The organism is Pseudomonadota bacterium, from assembly GCA_039818985.1.
Classification (GTDB): Bacteria; Pseudomonadota; Alphaproteobacteria; order Sphingomonadales; family Sphingomonadaceae; genus Alterisphingorhabdus.
In genome coordinates, this window is record JBCBSU010000001.1 from 1,116,224 (window position 1) to 1,131,062 (window position 14,839).

The following is a 14,839-nucleotide window of genomic DNA, read 5'->3' on the forward strand; positions in this document are numbered from 1 at the left end:
CTTTTTCGTATTGGCCTATCTTGCGCCATCCCCCGAAACGATGCTCTAAACAGGGACATCCCGGGACGACAAGGGGATCAAAAGTCGGCTTCTCCGGGAGGATCATTTCATAGGGGAGGTGCGAAATGAAAATGTACATCAAAGGCGTGGTTGTTGACGATCAGGAAAAAGCGCTGGCCTTCTATACCGGGAAGCTCGGCTTTGTGGTCAAGCATGACATTCCCGTTGGTGAGCACAGATGGCTGACCGTTGTATCGCCCGAAGAGCCCGATGGCGTCGAACTGGGCTTGGAACCCAATGCACATCCCGCATCGCGTAGCTTTCAGGACGCACTCAAGGCAGATGGTATTCCGTTCACCGCATTCAGCGTCGATGACATGGAAGCCGAGGTGGACAGGCTACAGGCAGCGGGTGTGACCTTCACCCAGTTACCGGTCGAAGCAGGGGGTGCCACAATAGCGATTTTCGATGATACGTGCGGCAATCTTATCCAGCTGATGCAGGTCGACGCCTGACGTTCCGGTCAGCGTGCGGATCAGGCGGAAATTACCACCTGATCGCCCAGCTTGGCGATGGCAAAAAGCTGGGCCGCAAATTCATCAGGTATGCCGACACAGCCATGGGTGGCATAGCCGAATTCGACCTCGCTGCCATGGATGGCAATGCCGTCATTGGTCAGCCGCAGCATATAGGGCATGGGCGCGAAATAGAGATTGGACACATGGTCGATGTCCTTCTCGGTGATGGTGAACTTGCCCGTTGGTGTCGGTTTCTCATCAGCACCATAGAGGATCACCGCGGTGCCGATTTCATAGCCGCCGCGATAAACCGACATTACCTGGTCTTCCAGATTGACGGTAATCAACAGCTTGCCCTGTTTTGGGGCATTGGCTTCGTCCCAGACCCAGTCACCATGCTCAAATGGCCCTTCGACTGTCAGCATCTTCCGAATGGGATAATCGCCGACCATTGCAACGGCATTGCTGGCTGGCCGTGAAACTGCGGCACTGGGGCTGTTATCGGTAACAAGGCCATTGTCGCGGCTGATCTCGGGTGTCGCGTCCGCGCCATCTGGTGTATCGGAGAGCGATACAGCTTCAGCGGTATCAGGCCGGGACTTGAGTCTATCAGGATCGGCAAAAAGCGTGTCTTCGAACGGCAGTTGCGGTGTTTCGGTTTTGGGCGCTGTCGCAGCCGCCGTCCGATCCTTGGCAGGTGCCTCGGCGGCGTTGGATGGCATCAGCAAGCCGAAAAGCGGCAGCACCAGCAGCGATGACAGCATAGCCACCAGGCCAAAGCGGCGCGCCGTCTGTGTCTGCTTGCTCTTACTTTTATGCGGCATGAGGGATTTTCCGGTGACAAGGCGCTGAATTCAACCGCTTGTAATTAGCGCAAAACCGGTATTTTGCCAATGGCTGTGGTGTCGCTGTCCCATGACAAGACGGTGGCCTGCGTGAATCTTACCGTGACTGTGACCGGTTTTGGTGCTCAGCCCAGGCTGACGAAACTGTCGAGCACGCGTTTGCGGCCCGAGGTTTCGAAATCGATTTCCAGCTTGTTGCCTTCCTTTTCGGCCACTGTGCCATAGCCGAATTTCTGATGGAAGACACGGGCACCGAGAGTGATATCGTCGCGGCCCTTATTTCCCATGCTGACCGCGCTGCGGCGGTTTTCAGCGACGCGTTTCGGAGTAGTGTCAAAGCCGCCTTTGAGATGCGCTGCGCGTTGCCAGCCAGGGCCGCGGCGCGAGGCGCGATCGGGGTCACGGGCAAGATGCGCAAATGGGTCCTCACGCTCTGACCAATTGGCGCGCCACAGGCTTTCGCCGCCGGTCATGCTGTCTTCCATGTCCACCGCATCGGCAGGGATTTCGCCTATAAAGCGCGATGGGATAGCGCTGGTCCACTGGCCATAGATGCGGCGATTTGCGGCATGCAAAATGGTACAGCGGGTACGGGCGCGGGTGATTGCGACATAGGCGAGGCGGCGCTCTTCCTCCAGGCTCGCCGTGCCGCCTTCATCGAGCGCACGCTGTGATGGGAACACGCCTTCTTCCCAGCCGACCAGAAAGACATTGTGAAACTCCAGCCCCTTGGCCGCATGGATGGTCATGATGGTGGCGGTGTCGCCCTGATCGGCAGCATCATTGTCCATCACCAGACTGACATGCTCGAGAAAGTCGCCCAGCGTCTCATATTCTTCCATGGCGCGGGCGAGCTCGGAGAGGTTCTCCAACCGCCCCGAGGCCTCGACGCTTTTCTCCGCCTGTAGCGTGGCCGTATAGCCGCTTTCATCGAGCACCTGCCGCACCAGATCGGCCGGGGTCATGCTGTTCATTTCATCGCGCCAGCGGGCGATATGCTTCATCAATCCGGCCAGTGCATTGCGCGCCCGAGGCGGCAGTTCGTCGCTGTCGAGAATATCGAACGCCGCGCGCGACAGCGGCGTGCCCGTAGCCCGCGCCAACCGGTGAATCTTCTCCACCGATTTGTCGCCAAGCCCGCGTTTTGGCGTATTGACGATCCGCTCAAAGGCCAGGTCATCGGCAGGCTGGTTGATCACCCGCAAATAGGCGAGGGCATCGCGGATTTCGGCGCGCTCATAAAAGCGAAAACCGCCGATAATGCGATAGGGCATGCCGATAGCAATAAAGCGGTCCTCAAACTCGCGCGTCTGGAATTGCGCGCGGACCAATATGGCGCAGTCATTCAGAGACACGCCCTGGCGTTGCAACGATTCCAGCTCCTCACCAACGCGCCGCGCCTCTTCCGGGCCATCCCAGATGCCGAGGACGCGCACCTTGTCGCCGGGATCGAGCTCGGTCCAGAGCGTCTTGCCCAGCCGTCCGCTATTCGCCTGTATCAGCCCCGATGCGGCGGCCAATATCTGCGGGGTAGAACGATAATTCTGCTCCAGCCGCACGATAGTCGCTTCGGGAAAATCCTTTTCGAAGCGCAATATGTTGCCGACTTCGGCCCCGCGCCAGCTATAGATGGACTGGTCATCATCGCCGACACAGCAGATATTGTGATGCGACTGGGCCAGCAGGCGCAGCCAGAGATACTGGCTGGCATTGGTGTCCTGATACTCGTCAACAAGGATATATTTGAACCGCTGCTGATACTGTTCCAGCACCGTACGGTCGGTTTTGAGCAGGGTCAGCATATGCAGCAGCAGATCGCCAAAATCGCAGGCATTGAGAGCCTTTAGCCGGTCTTGGTAAAGCTGATAAATTTCCTGTCCGCGGCCTTGGGCATAGGCCTCACTATCGGCGGCGCTAAGGTCTTTGGGGTTAAGCCCGCGATTTTTCCAGCCGTCAATTTGCGCCGCCAATTGCCGCGCTGGAAAGCGCTTGTCGTCAATATCATTGGCCTGGATGAGTTGCTTCAACAGTCGCAGCTGGTCATCGGTGTCGATAATGGTAAAATTGCTCTGCAGCCCCACCAGTTCGGCATGACGGCGCAGCATTTTTGCGCCGATGGAATGGAAGGTGCCGAGCCAGGGCATCCCTTCGACCGCCTCGCCAACATGGCCGCCGACCCGCTCACGCATTTCGCGCGCGGCCTTGTTGGTGAAGGTAACGGCAAGAATTTCCGATGGCCATGCGCGGCGGGTAGCGAGGATATGCGCCAATCGCGCGGTCAGCGCCGCCGTTTTGCCCGTGCCCGCGCCCGCCAGCATCAGCACCGGGCCATCCAGCGTGGTCACCGCCTTGCGCTGCTCCGGGTTTAATCCGCGCAGATAAGCCGGTTCAGCCTGGGGCACGGGCGGCGCATCGTCAAAACCGCTATCATCGGGGAAGGGACTGGTCATGCCCTGAACACTTAGGGAACGATGAGATTCCCGACAAGGGTCTGGCGCAGGCTATTCACTTCTATCCGGCCGCATAAGGTGCAGGCTGGCGCGGCCGACTTTGCGTGGGCCTTCCTGATCGAAACCCTTGATGACCAATTCCTCGCCATGGCCGGTTTCGGCTGCGATCAGTGTAGACGGCGCAAACCAGCCCAGGCGATTGAGCTTGTCGATGGCAACGGCAGCGGCATTCTGGCCATAAGGCGGGTCGAGCAGCACCAGATCATAGGTCTGGCGCGCCGGACCAATGTCGAAGACCGAGCGCGTCTGCACCTGGCAGCGATCCTCTGCATCAAGCATGGCAATATTGTTTTTCAGCGCATTGATCGCATCGCGGTCCTGTTCGACAAACAGGCACGATGCCGCACCCCGCGATAGCGCCTCCAGACCCAGCGCCCCCGATCCGGCAAACAGATCAAGCACCGCCAGGTCTTCAAAACTGCCCAAGCGGCTCATCAGCATGGAAAACAGTGTATCGCGCGTGCGGTCGGCGCTGGGGCGCGTAGTCATGCCCTTAGGTGCTTTCAGATTGCGCCCGCGCCACTGTCCGGCGATGATCCTCATATGTTCAGCTTTTCCAGCGTCTTGCGGAACTTGATCAGATCAACCTTGCGCACCGCAGACACATCGCCCGGTTGCAGATCGCCAATGGTGAACGGCCCGTAAGAGGTGCGGATCAGCCGTGAGACCTCGAGCCCAAGATGCTTGAGTACATTGCGCACTTCACGGTTCTTGCCTTCGCGCAAGGTAATCTCGATCCACTGGTTGCGTCCGGTGCGTCGCTCCAGATTGGCGTCGATGCGGCCATAGCGCATGCCGTCGACGACCACGCCATCGATCAGTTCTTCCAGCTGGTCCTGGCTGACATCGCCAAAGGTGCGGGCGCGATAGGTGCGTTTGACGCCCGTGGCAGGCAATTCCATTTCACGCTTGAAGCCGCCGTCATTGGTGAGCAGCAAAAGTCCCTCGGTATTGAGGTCCAGCCGGCCAATCGGCATGACTCTTGGCAGATCGGGAGCACGCTCTTTCAGCGTATCGTAAATCGTCTTGCGCCCGGAAAAATCGCGTTCTGCTGTCAAGGTGCCAACCGGCTTGTGAAAGCACCATAATTTGGTTGGTTCGGGCTGTTTGACTGGCTTGCCGTCAACGGTAATGCCATGCAGGCTGGTCAGCAGCGTTGCCGGGGTGGTTACGGTCTGACCATGCAGGGCAACGCGATTATCGGCAATCATCCGCTCGATCTCACGCCGTGAGGCTACACCCGCACGCGCCAGGAGCTTTGCGATACGATCACCTTTATCGCCTGGTTTTTCCGGTTGCGCATTTGCCACTTTTGGCTTTTTCGGCTGCGGTTTTGGTTCAGTCGGCACTTCTGTCAATGCGTCATCCGGTCCGTCATCGAAGGGCGACCACTCATTCTCACCCGGCCTGTGCTCGGCATCGCGTGTCTGGGGGCGGTTGCGTTTGGCAGGCCTCGGTTTCTTCGAGGGTGAGGAGCGCTTTGCGGTCATGCGAGCGCTATACTCTCTCGCATGATGATTGACAGCCGCAATTTACAGCCCACATTCGCTACAGGGTAAGCTGAAGGACGCGATCATGGCTTTTTTCAAGCGATTCAAACGCTCTATCAATACGGTATTGATCGTCGAAGACGAACCGCTGGTGGCGTTCGACAATGAAATGCACTTGGCCGATGCCGGCTACACCGTGGTTGCAACGGTGGATACGGCTGCCGAGGCGCTGCAGTATATTGCCGACAGTCGCCCCGATATGGTGGTGACCGATGTCCGGTTGCGCGGCGATGGTGATGGCGTCGATGTCGCCCGGGCCGCGCATGATGCGCATATTCCGGTCATTTTCGTCACCGGTGCCTGCCCGATAGAGGCGCGCAAGCTGGCCGGCGGCTGCCTGGCCAAGCCCTATGGCCCGCGCGATCTGGTTCGGGCGGTGGAAACGGTGGACCGGATCATTCGTGGCGAAAAACCGGCAAAAATCCCGCGCGCGCTGACATTATATCATGACGTTTGACTGAGCATCCCCGGCAGGACGTGACCATCCCGGTTCAGCGCCAGGGCGCTGTAACCTGACGGGCTATTTGCGCGAAATACCAGATGCAGGGCAGGCAACGCTGCCCCCGATGCGTGGGACAAGAAAATGCGACTTCTGGGTTTTTCGCTGCTCGCGAGCGGCACATTATTGGCGGGCATGATCGGCTTTCAGGTTATGGACAGTAAGGCCGATGACGGCGGCATGGAGATGGACCATGCCGTGCTGGCCGAACTGTTCACCAGCCAGGGCTGTTCGTCCTGTCCGCCGGCCGATGCGGTGGCAGCGGAACTGGCGCAAAATCCCGATATTGTCGTTGTCAGCCGCCCGGTGACATATTGGGACAGGCTGGGCTGGAAGGATACACTGGCCAGAGAAAGCAACACTAGGCTGCAGCGCAGCTATGCGAGCCGGGGTTTCGCCCGCGCCGGTGTCTACACGCCGCAAATGGTGATCAATGGCCGCGCCGCCGCCATCGGTTCGCGCGGCTATCGGGTGCGTGACCTGATCATGGCCGAGCAGAAACGCAACCCGTCCGCCAAACTTGACATTACCCACAATGATGCGGGCGACATTACCGTCACGGTCAGCGGCAAGAGCAACAGCAGCGCCAATGTCACTTTGCTGGCGCTGGACAGCAGCGAAACCGTGAATGTCGGCCGCGGCGAGAATGGCGGCCGGACGCTGACCTATAGCAATGTGTTGATGCATGAAGACGTAATCGGCGCATGGAAGGGCGGTCGCAAGACCTTCACGGTCACCCGTGACGCGCTTACCCTTGCCGGTGCCGATCGCTATGCCATTGTCGTGCAACAACCGCGCGGTGGTGAGGTAATGGCGGCCAGTTATATCTGATTTTCCGGGCCTGGCTCACGCAGGACAGTTCTGAGCGGACATACAAGCCACCAGCCTCTGCCGCCGAACACATGTCGCAATAGGGGAAACTCTATATTGCTTCCGCCTCGGTGCAATGCCATGAGACGCCTTTGAAAGGGCGGATAACCATATGGCAACACAGGCAAAGAAAGACTGGCGCGACAATCTCCCTGTCGGCCTTCGCCCTTATCTGCAACGTTCGGCACTTGCAGCACTCTTTCTCGGGGTTTCATCGGGTTTTCCCTTTGCCATGATCGCGGCGACACTGACCACGCGTCTGGCCCAGTCGGGCATTGAGAAGTCGACGGTCACGCTCTTCGCACTGACCTTTCTGGCGTATAATTTCAAATGGATATGGGCACCGATTGTCGATGTCGTGAAGCTGCCGCTGATCGGACGGCTCGGGCAACGTGTGTCCTGGCTGCTATTTGTCGCCGTGCTGGTATCAGTGGCGATTATCGTGCTTGGCTCCCTTGATCCCAAGGCCGATATTGCCGCGGTTGCCATTGCCGCCATATGCGTCGGTGTTGCCGGTGCGACCTTTGATATTGTCATCGATGCCTATCGTATCGAGCTGCTCAAGCCCGAAGAACTGGGCGTCGGATCGGGTATGTCCCAATATGGCTGGCGCATGGGCGCTGCAGGAGCCGGCGCTTTGGCCCTGGTCGTTGCTGCCCGTTCCGACTGGTCCACTGCCTATTATGCCTGTTCGGCTTTTTCGTTGTTCGCGATATTTACCGGACTGTGGATGGGTGAGCCCGAGCGGCATTCCGAACCGAAACCACTGCACAATCCGGTCGAAGCCGCGATTGCCTATGTCAGCCCCCTGATCGAGTTCTTCAAACGGTCGGGAGCGGTGATCGTGCTGATTTTCGTTCTGGTTCACAAAATCGGCGACACGCTGGCCAATCTTACTTTCCGGCTGTTGTTTGAGGATCTGGGTTTCACCAATGATGAAGTGGCGTTTTACGATGTTGGTCTCGGCTTCATCGCGCTGCTGGTCGGTATCTTTATCGGCGGCGTGATCTATGCCCGTTTCGGCATGAAAAAGGCAGTCATGCTCAGCCTGGTGTTGATGATGATCAGCAACCTCTCCTTTGCCGGACTGGCGGTTATCGGCCATAATAACTGGGCCATGGCGGCAGCCATCGGCTTTGAGAATTTCGCCAGTGGCATAGGCGGTGTGGCTGTCGTGGCTTATCTGTCGGCACTGTGCAATTTGCAGTTTACCGCGACGCAGTTTGCGCTGCTTTCGGCCGCCGCCAGCATTATTGGGCGTTTCCTCACAGGCACAACCGCTGGCAATCTGATCGAAAATATGGGCTTTGTGAACTTCTACCTGCTAACCACGTTGGCGGCGCTTCCAGGTGTCATCATCTTCTGGCTGATGGTGCGTTCGGGGCTGGTGGACCGTTCGCTAGGCACGGCAGGCATGGCAGAAGGTGCAGCCAAAAGCCAATGATCTGGATCATCCTGCCCATCGTTCTGCAAGTTGTCTGCATCATCCACCTGTTTCGCGGCAGCGCCAACCGGCTATGGCTGCTTGCAATTATCGCGCTGCCTCTGATCGGTTGCCTGGCCTATTTTCTGCTCGAAATCCTGCCTGAGCTATCGGGCAACAAGCATGTGCGCAAGGCACGCAAACAGGCGGTGCGCGCCATCAACCCCGAAGGTGCGATTCGCGCTGCACGCGAGCGTCTGGAACTGACCGATTCATCGGCGAACCGGCTGGCACTGGCGGATGCGCTGGCTGAAGCCGGTCGTCCGGAAGAGGCAGCCCCTGCCTATCGCCATGCCCTGGAGGCGATGCCCTTTGCCGACAGCGCTACCCTTTTCAAGCTGGCCGACGCGCTGCTGCTCAGCAATAGCCCGGAGGCGGCACAGCAGGTCCTTGACGACATGGAGGATGTTCAGAGCGATAGTGATCGGGTGAAGAAATATCTGCTTAAGGGCCGAGTGGCCGAAGCGCTGGATGATAGCGCAGCGGCCAGGACGGCCTATGCCGAAGCGCTGGCGATCAGGGAAAGCGACGAAGCGCGCTGCCGGTTGGCTGCGATGCATATCGCCGCCGATCAGGCGCATCTCGCGCTGCCCCTGTTGCGTGATGTGAAGCAGAATTACGATTTGCGCGATAAAGCACTGATCGACAACGAGCAGGCCATGTATGACTGGGCACTGGCTGAACTGGCGCGGCTGGAGAAATCCTAGCTCTCGAGGTTCCCGCTAGACAGGCAGCTCGTCGTTCAGTCTCAGCACGTCGCCCGCGAGATAGAGCGAACCGGCGATCAGTGTCAGCTCATTGGCGGGATTGTCACTATGGTCGAGAGCAACGGCGACATCGTCTGCTATCGCCACTTCTGCAACCTCCGCGAGCTCCGCCATTGCCTTCAGCGCATCGGCCGCATGACAGGCATGGCCATTGACCGGAATTGCGGTGAAGCGGTTGATATGTGGTGCGAGGGCATTGATCATCATCTCGGCATCCTTGTTGGCGAGCATGCCGAGAACCAGATGAATTTTGCGCTCGGGCGCCTGTTCGCGCTGCTGCTTCAGCCAAGCAGAAAGCTGCTGCGCTGCTAGCGGGTTGTGACCACCATCGATCCAGATTTCTGTTTGCTGCGCCTGACGGGTCAGCGGCCCATTGCCCAGCCGATGCAGTCGCGCTGGCCAATGGGCCCAGTCCATTGCAGCGGCCAGGGCAGGCTCGGGGATGGCGAGGGCGTTCTGGTGCCGGGCTATCGCCACGGCCAGTGCCGCATTTTCCTGCTGGTGCGCGCCGGTCAGCCTGGGCAGGGGCAGGGTGAGCTTGCCCACTGCATCGCGATAATGCAGTTGGCCCTCATACACCGCTATGTCCCAGTTCTTGCCGCGCGCCAGCAATGGCGCTCCGACATGTTCTGCCTGTGCCGCGACCGCACTGTCCGCCGGCTCGCCAAAAGCCTGCACCACCAGCGGAACACCCTGTTTGGCGATCCCCGCTTTCTCAAAACCGATGCGCGCCATTGGCTCGGCAGGGACATTGTCTTCAGGTGCGAGCAGAAACGCCTCGTGATCGAGCCCCAAATGGGTAATTGCCGTGATCAGCGGCCTGGTCAGCACATTGGTGGCGTCGAGTCGCCCGCCCAGGCCGACCTCGATAATGCATGCATCGGCTGGATGGCGGGCAAAGGCGAGGAACGCCACGGCGGTCGTGACCTCGAAAAAACTGGCGTCCAGCCCTTCGGCTTGATCAATTACCTGCTCAAGCAGCGTCGCCAGTGCATCATCGGCGATCAACTGGCCGGCAATGCGGATACGCTCGTTAAAGCGCACCAGATGCGGGCTGGTATAGACATGGCAGGTCAGGCCCGCCGCCTCAATCGCGGCGCGCAGAAAGGCGCAGGTTGAGCCCTTGCCGTTAGTGCCGGCTACATGCAGCGCCGGGGGCAAACGGTCCTGCGGGTTGCCGAGCCGGTCGAGCAGGGCATTGATCCGCTCCAGCCCCAGCACATCGCGCCCCGGGGAGAGCAGGCTCAGCCGGTCGAGCTGGCGCTGGACCGCGGGATCATCGGATATCGCGTGGTCGGGCATCAGTTTGACAGCCCCCTCTCCCAACCAGTTGACAGTAAAGATGAGGTTGAAATTGTTCCCCGGCAATTTCTAAAACATGCTGGGGGCATGTTTTACCTCAACTTTCCTGTCAACTCCCCTAAAGGGGAGAGGGTTATAGTCTCCCTCCCCTTTAGGGGAGGGATTAAGGGAGGGGGCTATCAGATCGGGCAGCATATTTTGGTTATTCACCACCCCAACCCCTCCCGCAAGCGGGAGGGGCTTAATCATCACGCCGCCTCGCTCGCCGTCATATAACCGATCAGCTTGGCCAGCGTATCGCGCATTTGGTGACGGTGCACCACCATGTCGATCATGCCATGGTCGAGCAGATATTCCGCGCGCTGGAACCCTTCGGGCAGCTTTTCCCTGATGGTGTTCTCGATCACCCGCTGTCCGGCAAAGCCTATCAGCGCGCCGGGTTCGGCAATGTGGATATCGCCGAGCATGGCATAGCTGGCGGTGACACCGCCGGTGGTTGGATCGGTGAGCACAACAATATAGGGCAATCCCTCGCTTTTGAGCCGGTCGATAGCCACCGTTGCACGCGGCATCTGCATCAGCGAGAGAATCCCCTCCTGCATCCGCGCGCCGCCAGCGGCGGTGAAGATAATATAGGGCGCATGAGCCTGGATTGCAGCGTTGATACCGGTGAGAAAGGCGCTGCCCACCGCCATGCCCATGGAACCGCCCATAAAGGCAAAATCCTGTACGCCGACAACCGCACGCTGGCCGTCAATATCGCCTTTGGCATTGGTCAGCGCATCGATGAACTCGCTATTGGCGCGTGCGGTTTTCAGGCGCTCCGTGTATTTCTTGCTGTCGCGGAATTTGAGCGGGTCTTCGGCCACTTCGGGGCTTTCCAGTACGTCATAGCGTCCCTCATCGAACAGCGCATCAAAGCGTGTCCGTGCGCCAATCCGGCCATGATGGCCGCAATGCGGACAGATATGTTCATTCTCTTCATATTCCTTGCTGAACACCATCTCGCCGCAATTCTTGCATTTGTGCCAGAGATTATCGGGCGTATCGCGCTTGGTCCCGAAAGGCAGATTATTGCGGACGCGGCTGAACCAGCTCATGCGGTATTTCCCTTGTTTTCGTTCCGTTCGTGTCGAGCGCAGTCGAGACACATAGCCTCAAGTCAAGGCATCTCGACTTCGCTCGAGGCGAACGGATTTTCGTTATCTTACTGCCCGGATAGCATCGGAAAGTGATTTAACATAGTCCCGGACATGTGGTGCGGCATAAGCGCCATGTTCGCCGACCAGTTCGACAATCGCCGAGCCGACAACCACGCCATCGGCAAGCTGCGCCACGGCGGCGGCCTGTTCGGGCGTGCGGATGCCGAAACCCACAGCGACGGGCAGGTCGGTCTGGCTTTTGATGCGTTCCATAGCCTCAGCGATGGAAGCGGTTGCGGCCTGTTGCTTGCCAGTGATCCCGGCGACCGAGACATAATAGAGAAAGCCGCTTGCCTGATCGAGAACGGCGGGCAGACGGGCATCATCGGTGGTCGGCGTGGCGAGGCGGATATTGGCCACAGCTTGGTGCGCCAGTGCCGGAGTGAGCGCGTCCTGCTCCTCGGCGGGGATATCGACACAGATCACGCCATCAACGCCGGCCTCGGCGCATTGCCCGGCAAACCACCCCGCCCCGCGCCGCAGCATCGGATTGGCATAGCCCATCAGTACCAGAGGTATTTGCGGGTGGCGCTCGCGGAAGTCTTTGGCGATCTGGAAGATATGGGCGGTCTTGGTACCCGCTTCCAGACTACGGATATTGGCAAGCTGGATCGAAGGCCCATCGGCCATGGGGTCGGTAAAGGGCATGCCCAGCTCGATAATATCCGCGCCGCCTTCAACCAGCGCATCGAGGATGGTCGGCGTGGCTTCGGGTGTCGGGTCGCCAGCGGTGACAAAGGCGACCAGTGCTGCCCGGTCGGCGGGGAAGGCGCCAGAAAGACGTGAGGAGAGGTGGGTCATTTTCGTGTATTCCCCTCCCTTAATCCCTCCCCTGAAGGAGAGGGAGACTTTATAGTCCTCTCCCCTTCAGGGGAGAGGGAAGAGCCGCGTAGCGGCGAAGGGAGAGGGGAAGTCTCAGTCTTCAGAGCAGAAATCGCCTCTTCGAGCTGCATAAGCATACCTGATAAATTGTTCATAACGTCAGAGTTGGTGAAGCGGATTACTGCATAGCCTTGCGATGATAAATAGCGGCTGCGTTCCTGATCATAATCTTCTTGCTGAACATGGGTGTCGCCATCGACTTCGACAATAATCTTCGGATCATTTGATGCAAAATCAGCGATATAATTGCCGATCACCTTTTGCCTGCGAAAAGCGATGCCTTTGAAACGCTTGGCGCGTAGTTCCAGCCATAGCCTTGTTTCGGGTTCAGACATGTTCTTGCGCATGTGTTTAGCGCGCTCTGTCAGCTTTGAGTCTCGCACTATCTGTACAGCCCCCTCTCCCAACCCTCTCCCCTGAAGGGGAGAGGGCTTTTAGATCTCCACCCCCAGGGCTTCTGCGACGGTGAAGATATCCTTGTCGCCGCGGCCGCAGAGATTGGCGAGAATGATCTGATCCTGATCCATTGCCTTGGCCCGCTCGACCACCTTGGCGATGGCGTGGCTCGGTTCGAGCGCAGGGATAATCCCCTCGGTGCGGCACAAGAGCTGGAAGCCTTCAAGCGCTTCATCATCGGTGCAGCTGTCATATTCGACGCGGCCATTTTCCTTCAACCAGGCATGTTCCGGGCCGATGCCGGGATAGTCGAGGCCAGCGCTGATCGAATGGCCTTCGGTGATCTGGCCGTCCTCATCCTGCAGCAAATAGGTCTTGTTGCCATGCAAAATGCCCGGCGCGCCGCCGGTCAGGCTGGCGGCATGGTCATCGCCATCCAGTCCAAGGCCCGCGGCCTCGATGCCGAGCATCTTGACGTCGGGATCATCAAGAAACGGGTGGAACAGGCCCAGCGCATTGGAGCCGCCACCGATACAGGCGACCAGCAGATTGGGCAGGCGATTGACCCGCTCGAGCATCTGTGCCCGCGCCTCATGGCCGATGACGCTCTGAAAATCGCGCACCAGTTCGGGATAGGGATGCGGCCCAGCAGCGGTGCCGATGATGTAGAATGTGTCGTGCACATTGGCGACCCAGTCGCGCAGGCCCTCATTCATCGCGTCTTTGAGCGTCGCGCCGCCGCTGGTGACCGGCACCACCTCGGCACCGAGCAGCTTCATACGGAAGACATTGGGCTGCTGCCGTTCAACATCTTTCGCGCCCATATAGATGACACAGGGCAGGCCAAAACGCGCGCAGACCGTAGCGGTGGCAACCCCATGCTGGCCCGCGCCGGTCTCGGCGATAATCCGCGTCTTGCCCATGCGCCTGGCGAGCAGGATCTGGCCGATGCAATTGTTGATCTTGTGCGCGCCGGTATGGTTCAGCTCATCGCGCTTGAACCAGATTTGCGCGCCTTTGCCCTTAGGCGCGTCCTTGCGGACCTCCTCGGTCAGCCGCTCGGCGTAATAGAGCGGGCTAGGGCGCCCGACATAATGTTCGAGCAGATCGTCAAACTCTTCGGCAAAGGCGGGATCATCCTGCGCCGCGCGATATTCCTTCTCCAGATCGAGGATCAGCGGCATCAGCGTCTCGGCGACATAGCGACCGCCATAATCGCCAAAATGCCCGCGATCATCGGGCTGGTTGGTGAAGGAGTTGGGGGCAGGGGTTTTGTTCACAATGAAATCCGTTCGCCCTGAGCCTGTCGAAGGGCTGTTCTTTATATGTAAAAGTGCGGGGCTTCGACAAGCTCAGCCCGAACGGGAAGAACTCTCAAAGTCCCGCACCGCTTGGCAAAAGGCGTGGATTTTGTCCATATCTTTCACACCCGGCGCGCTTTCAACACCGGAGGAGACATCCACCAGCGGCGCGTTGGTCACAGCGAGCGCTTCGCCGACATTCTCCGGTGATAAACCTCCGGCCAGCCCCCAATCCACCTGATGCTGATGATCGGCGAGCAGCGACCAGTCAAAGCTGGCGCCGGTACCACCGGGCAGGGCTCTTGCAGGTGCATCAAACAGCAACAGGTCCGCCGCATCATGATAGCGGGCCGAGCGTTCCAGTGTCCCGGCATCGCGCAGCCCCACTGCTTTCCAAACGCCAATGCCTGTCCTTTCGCGGACCGCGCGCAGCCATTCGGGTTTTTCGCTGCCATGGAACTGGACGATATCGGGTCTGACGGTGACAATGGCATGCCCGGTCAGTGCGGGCTCGGTATTGACCAGCAGCAGCACTGTCCTGATCCGTTTCCCTGCATGGGCACGCAGCTCTGCCGCGCGCTCCAGCGACACATGGCGCGGGCTTTTGGGGAAATGTACCAGACCGATATGGCTGGCACCGGCCTCGATAGCCGCGTCGATGCTATCTTCCCGGGACAGTCCGCAAATCTTGATTTCTACAGGATTCATGTTGTT

The 14,839-nt window shown here is 59.0% G+C and carries 15 protein-coding genes; 5 read left to right on the forward strand and 10 right to left on the reverse strand.

Going from position 1 to position 14,839, the window contains the following annotated elements; all coding sequences use genetic code 11:
- Nucleotides 1-125 precede the first annotated feature (125 nt).
- Nucleotides 126-515 carry a VOC family protein gene (locus AAFX04_05275; protein MEO1044833.1) on the forward strand — a complete coding sequence of 130 codons (390 nt, stop codon included), beginning with the start codon at nucleotides 126-128 and terminating at the stop codon, nucleotides 513-515.
- Nucleotides 516-535: 20 nt separating this feature from the next.
- Here AAFX04_05275 and AAFX04_05280 read toward each other — a convergent pair whose 3' ends face one another.
- The 4 genes from AAFX04_05280 to AAFX04_05295 all read right to left on the reverse strand — a co-directional run bounded on the left by AAFX04_05280 (nucleotide 536) and on the right by AAFX04_05295 (nucleotide 5,363).
- Nucleotides 536-1,342: a L,D-transpeptidase family protein gene (locus AAFX04_05280; GenBank protein ID MEO1044834.1), complete on the reverse strand. Its 807-nt coding sequence runs from the start codon at nucleotides 1,340-1,342 to the stop codon at nucleotides 536-538.
- A 146-nt stretch (nucleotides 1,343-1,488) separates the two neighbouring features.
- Nucleotides 1,489-3,813, reverse strand: a complete 2,325-nt coding sequence (locus AAFX04_05285) for a UvrD-helicase domain-containing protein (protein MEO1044835.1) — start codon at nucleotides 3,811-3,813, stop codon at nucleotides 1,489-1,491.
- Nucleotides 3,814-3,864: 51 nt separating this feature from the next.
- Complete coding sequence (gene rsmD / locus AAFX04_05290; protein MEO1044836.1) at nucleotides 3,865-4,416, reverse strand: 16S rRNA (guanine(966)-N(2))-methyltransferase RsmD; 552 nt, start codon at nucleotides 4,414-4,416, stop codon at nucleotides 3,865-3,867.
- Complete coding sequence (locus AAFX04_05295) at nucleotides 4,413-5,363, reverse strand: pseudouridine synthase (GenBank protein MEO1044837.1); 951 nt, start codon at nucleotides 5,361-5,363, stop codon at nucleotides 4,413-4,415. The genes rsmD and AAFX04_05295 overlap by 4 nt, the downstream gene beginning before the upstream one ends.
- Before the next feature lie 85 nt (nucleotides 5,364-5,448).
- Between AAFX04_05295 and AAFX04_05300 the strand changes: the two genes are divergently transcribed.
- From AAFX04_05300 to AAFX04_05315, 4 genes are all read left to right on the forward strand, one after another.
- Nucleotides 5,449-5,880, forward strand: coding sequence for a response regulator (locus tag AAFX04_05300; GenBank protein ID MEO1044838.1), 432 nt, complete (start codon nucleotides 5,449-5,451; stop codon nucleotides 5,878-5,880).
- A gap of 126 nt (nucleotides 5,881-6,006) precedes the next feature.
- On the forward strand, nucleotides 6,007-6,753 hold the full coding sequence (locus AAFX04_05305) for a DUF1223 domain-containing protein (GenBank protein ID MEO1044839.1): 747 nt from the start codon (nucleotides 6,007-6,009) through the stop codon (nucleotides 6,751-6,753).
- Nucleotides 6,754-6,904: 151 nt separating this feature from the next.
- A complete protein-coding gene (locus AAFX04_05310; protein MEO1044840.1) occupies nucleotides 6,905-8,236 on the forward strand; it encodes an MFS transporter in 1,332 nt (443 codons plus the stop codon).
- Nucleotides 8,233-8,982: a tetratricopeptide repeat protein gene (locus tag AAFX04_05315; GenBank protein ID MEO1044841.1), complete on the forward strand. Its 750-nt coding sequence runs from the start codon at nucleotides 8,233-8,235 to the stop codon at nucleotides 8,980-8,982. Before AAFX04_05310 ends, AAFX04_05315 begins: the two co-directional genes overlap by 4 nt.
- 15 nt (nucleotides 8,983-8,997) lie before the next feature.
- Here the strand turns inward: AAFX04_05315 and AAFX04_05320 are convergent, their stop codons facing one another.
- The 6 genes from AAFX04_05320 to AAFX04_05345 form a co-directional block, all read right to left on the reverse strand.
- The gene (locus tag AAFX04_05320) at nucleotides 8,998-10,344 is read right to left on the reverse strand and encodes a folylpolyglutamate synthase/dihydrofolate synthase family protein (GenBank protein MEO1044842.1); all 1,347 of its coding nucleotides are present in this window, start codon (nucleotides 10,342-10,344) and stop codon (nucleotides 8,998-9,000) included.
- A gap of 248 nt (nucleotides 10,345-10,592) precedes the next feature.
- Entirely contained in the window at nucleotides 10,593-11,444 is an 852-nt protein-coding gene (accD, locus tag AAFX04_05325; GenBank protein ID MEO1044843.1) for an acetyl-CoA carboxylase, carboxyltransferase subunit beta, read from the reverse strand.
- A gap of 102 nt (nucleotides 11,445-11,546) precedes the next feature.
- A complete protein-coding gene (trpA, locus tag AAFX04_05330; GenBank protein ID MEO1044844.1) occupies nucleotides 11,547-12,347 on the reverse strand; it encodes a tryptophan synthase subunit alpha in 801 nt (266 codons plus the stop codon).
- The gene (locus tag AAFX04_05335) at nucleotides 12,344-12,811 is read right to left on the reverse strand and encodes a DUF559 domain-containing protein (GenBank protein ID MEO1044845.1); all 468 of its coding nucleotides are present in this window, start codon (nucleotides 12,809-12,811) and stop codon (nucleotides 12,344-12,346) included. Before AAFX04_05335 ends, trpA begins: the two co-directional genes overlap by 4 nt.
- A gap of 51 nt (nucleotides 12,812-12,862) precedes the next feature.
- Nucleotides 12,863-14,107: a tryptophan synthase subunit beta gene (trpB, locus tag AAFX04_05340; GenBank protein ID MEO1044846.1), complete on the reverse strand. Its 1,245-nt coding sequence runs from the start codon at nucleotides 14,105-14,107 to the stop codon at nucleotides 12,863-12,865.
- 69 nt (nucleotides 14,108-14,176) lie between these two features.
- Nucleotides 14,177-14,833 carry a phosphoribosylanthranilate isomerase gene (locus tag AAFX04_05345; protein ID MEO1044847.1) on the reverse strand — a complete coding sequence of 219 codons (657 nt, stop codon included), beginning with the start codon at nucleotides 14,831-14,833 and terminating at the stop codon, nucleotides 14,177-14,179.
- Nucleotides 14,834-14,839: the final 6 nt, after the last annotated feature.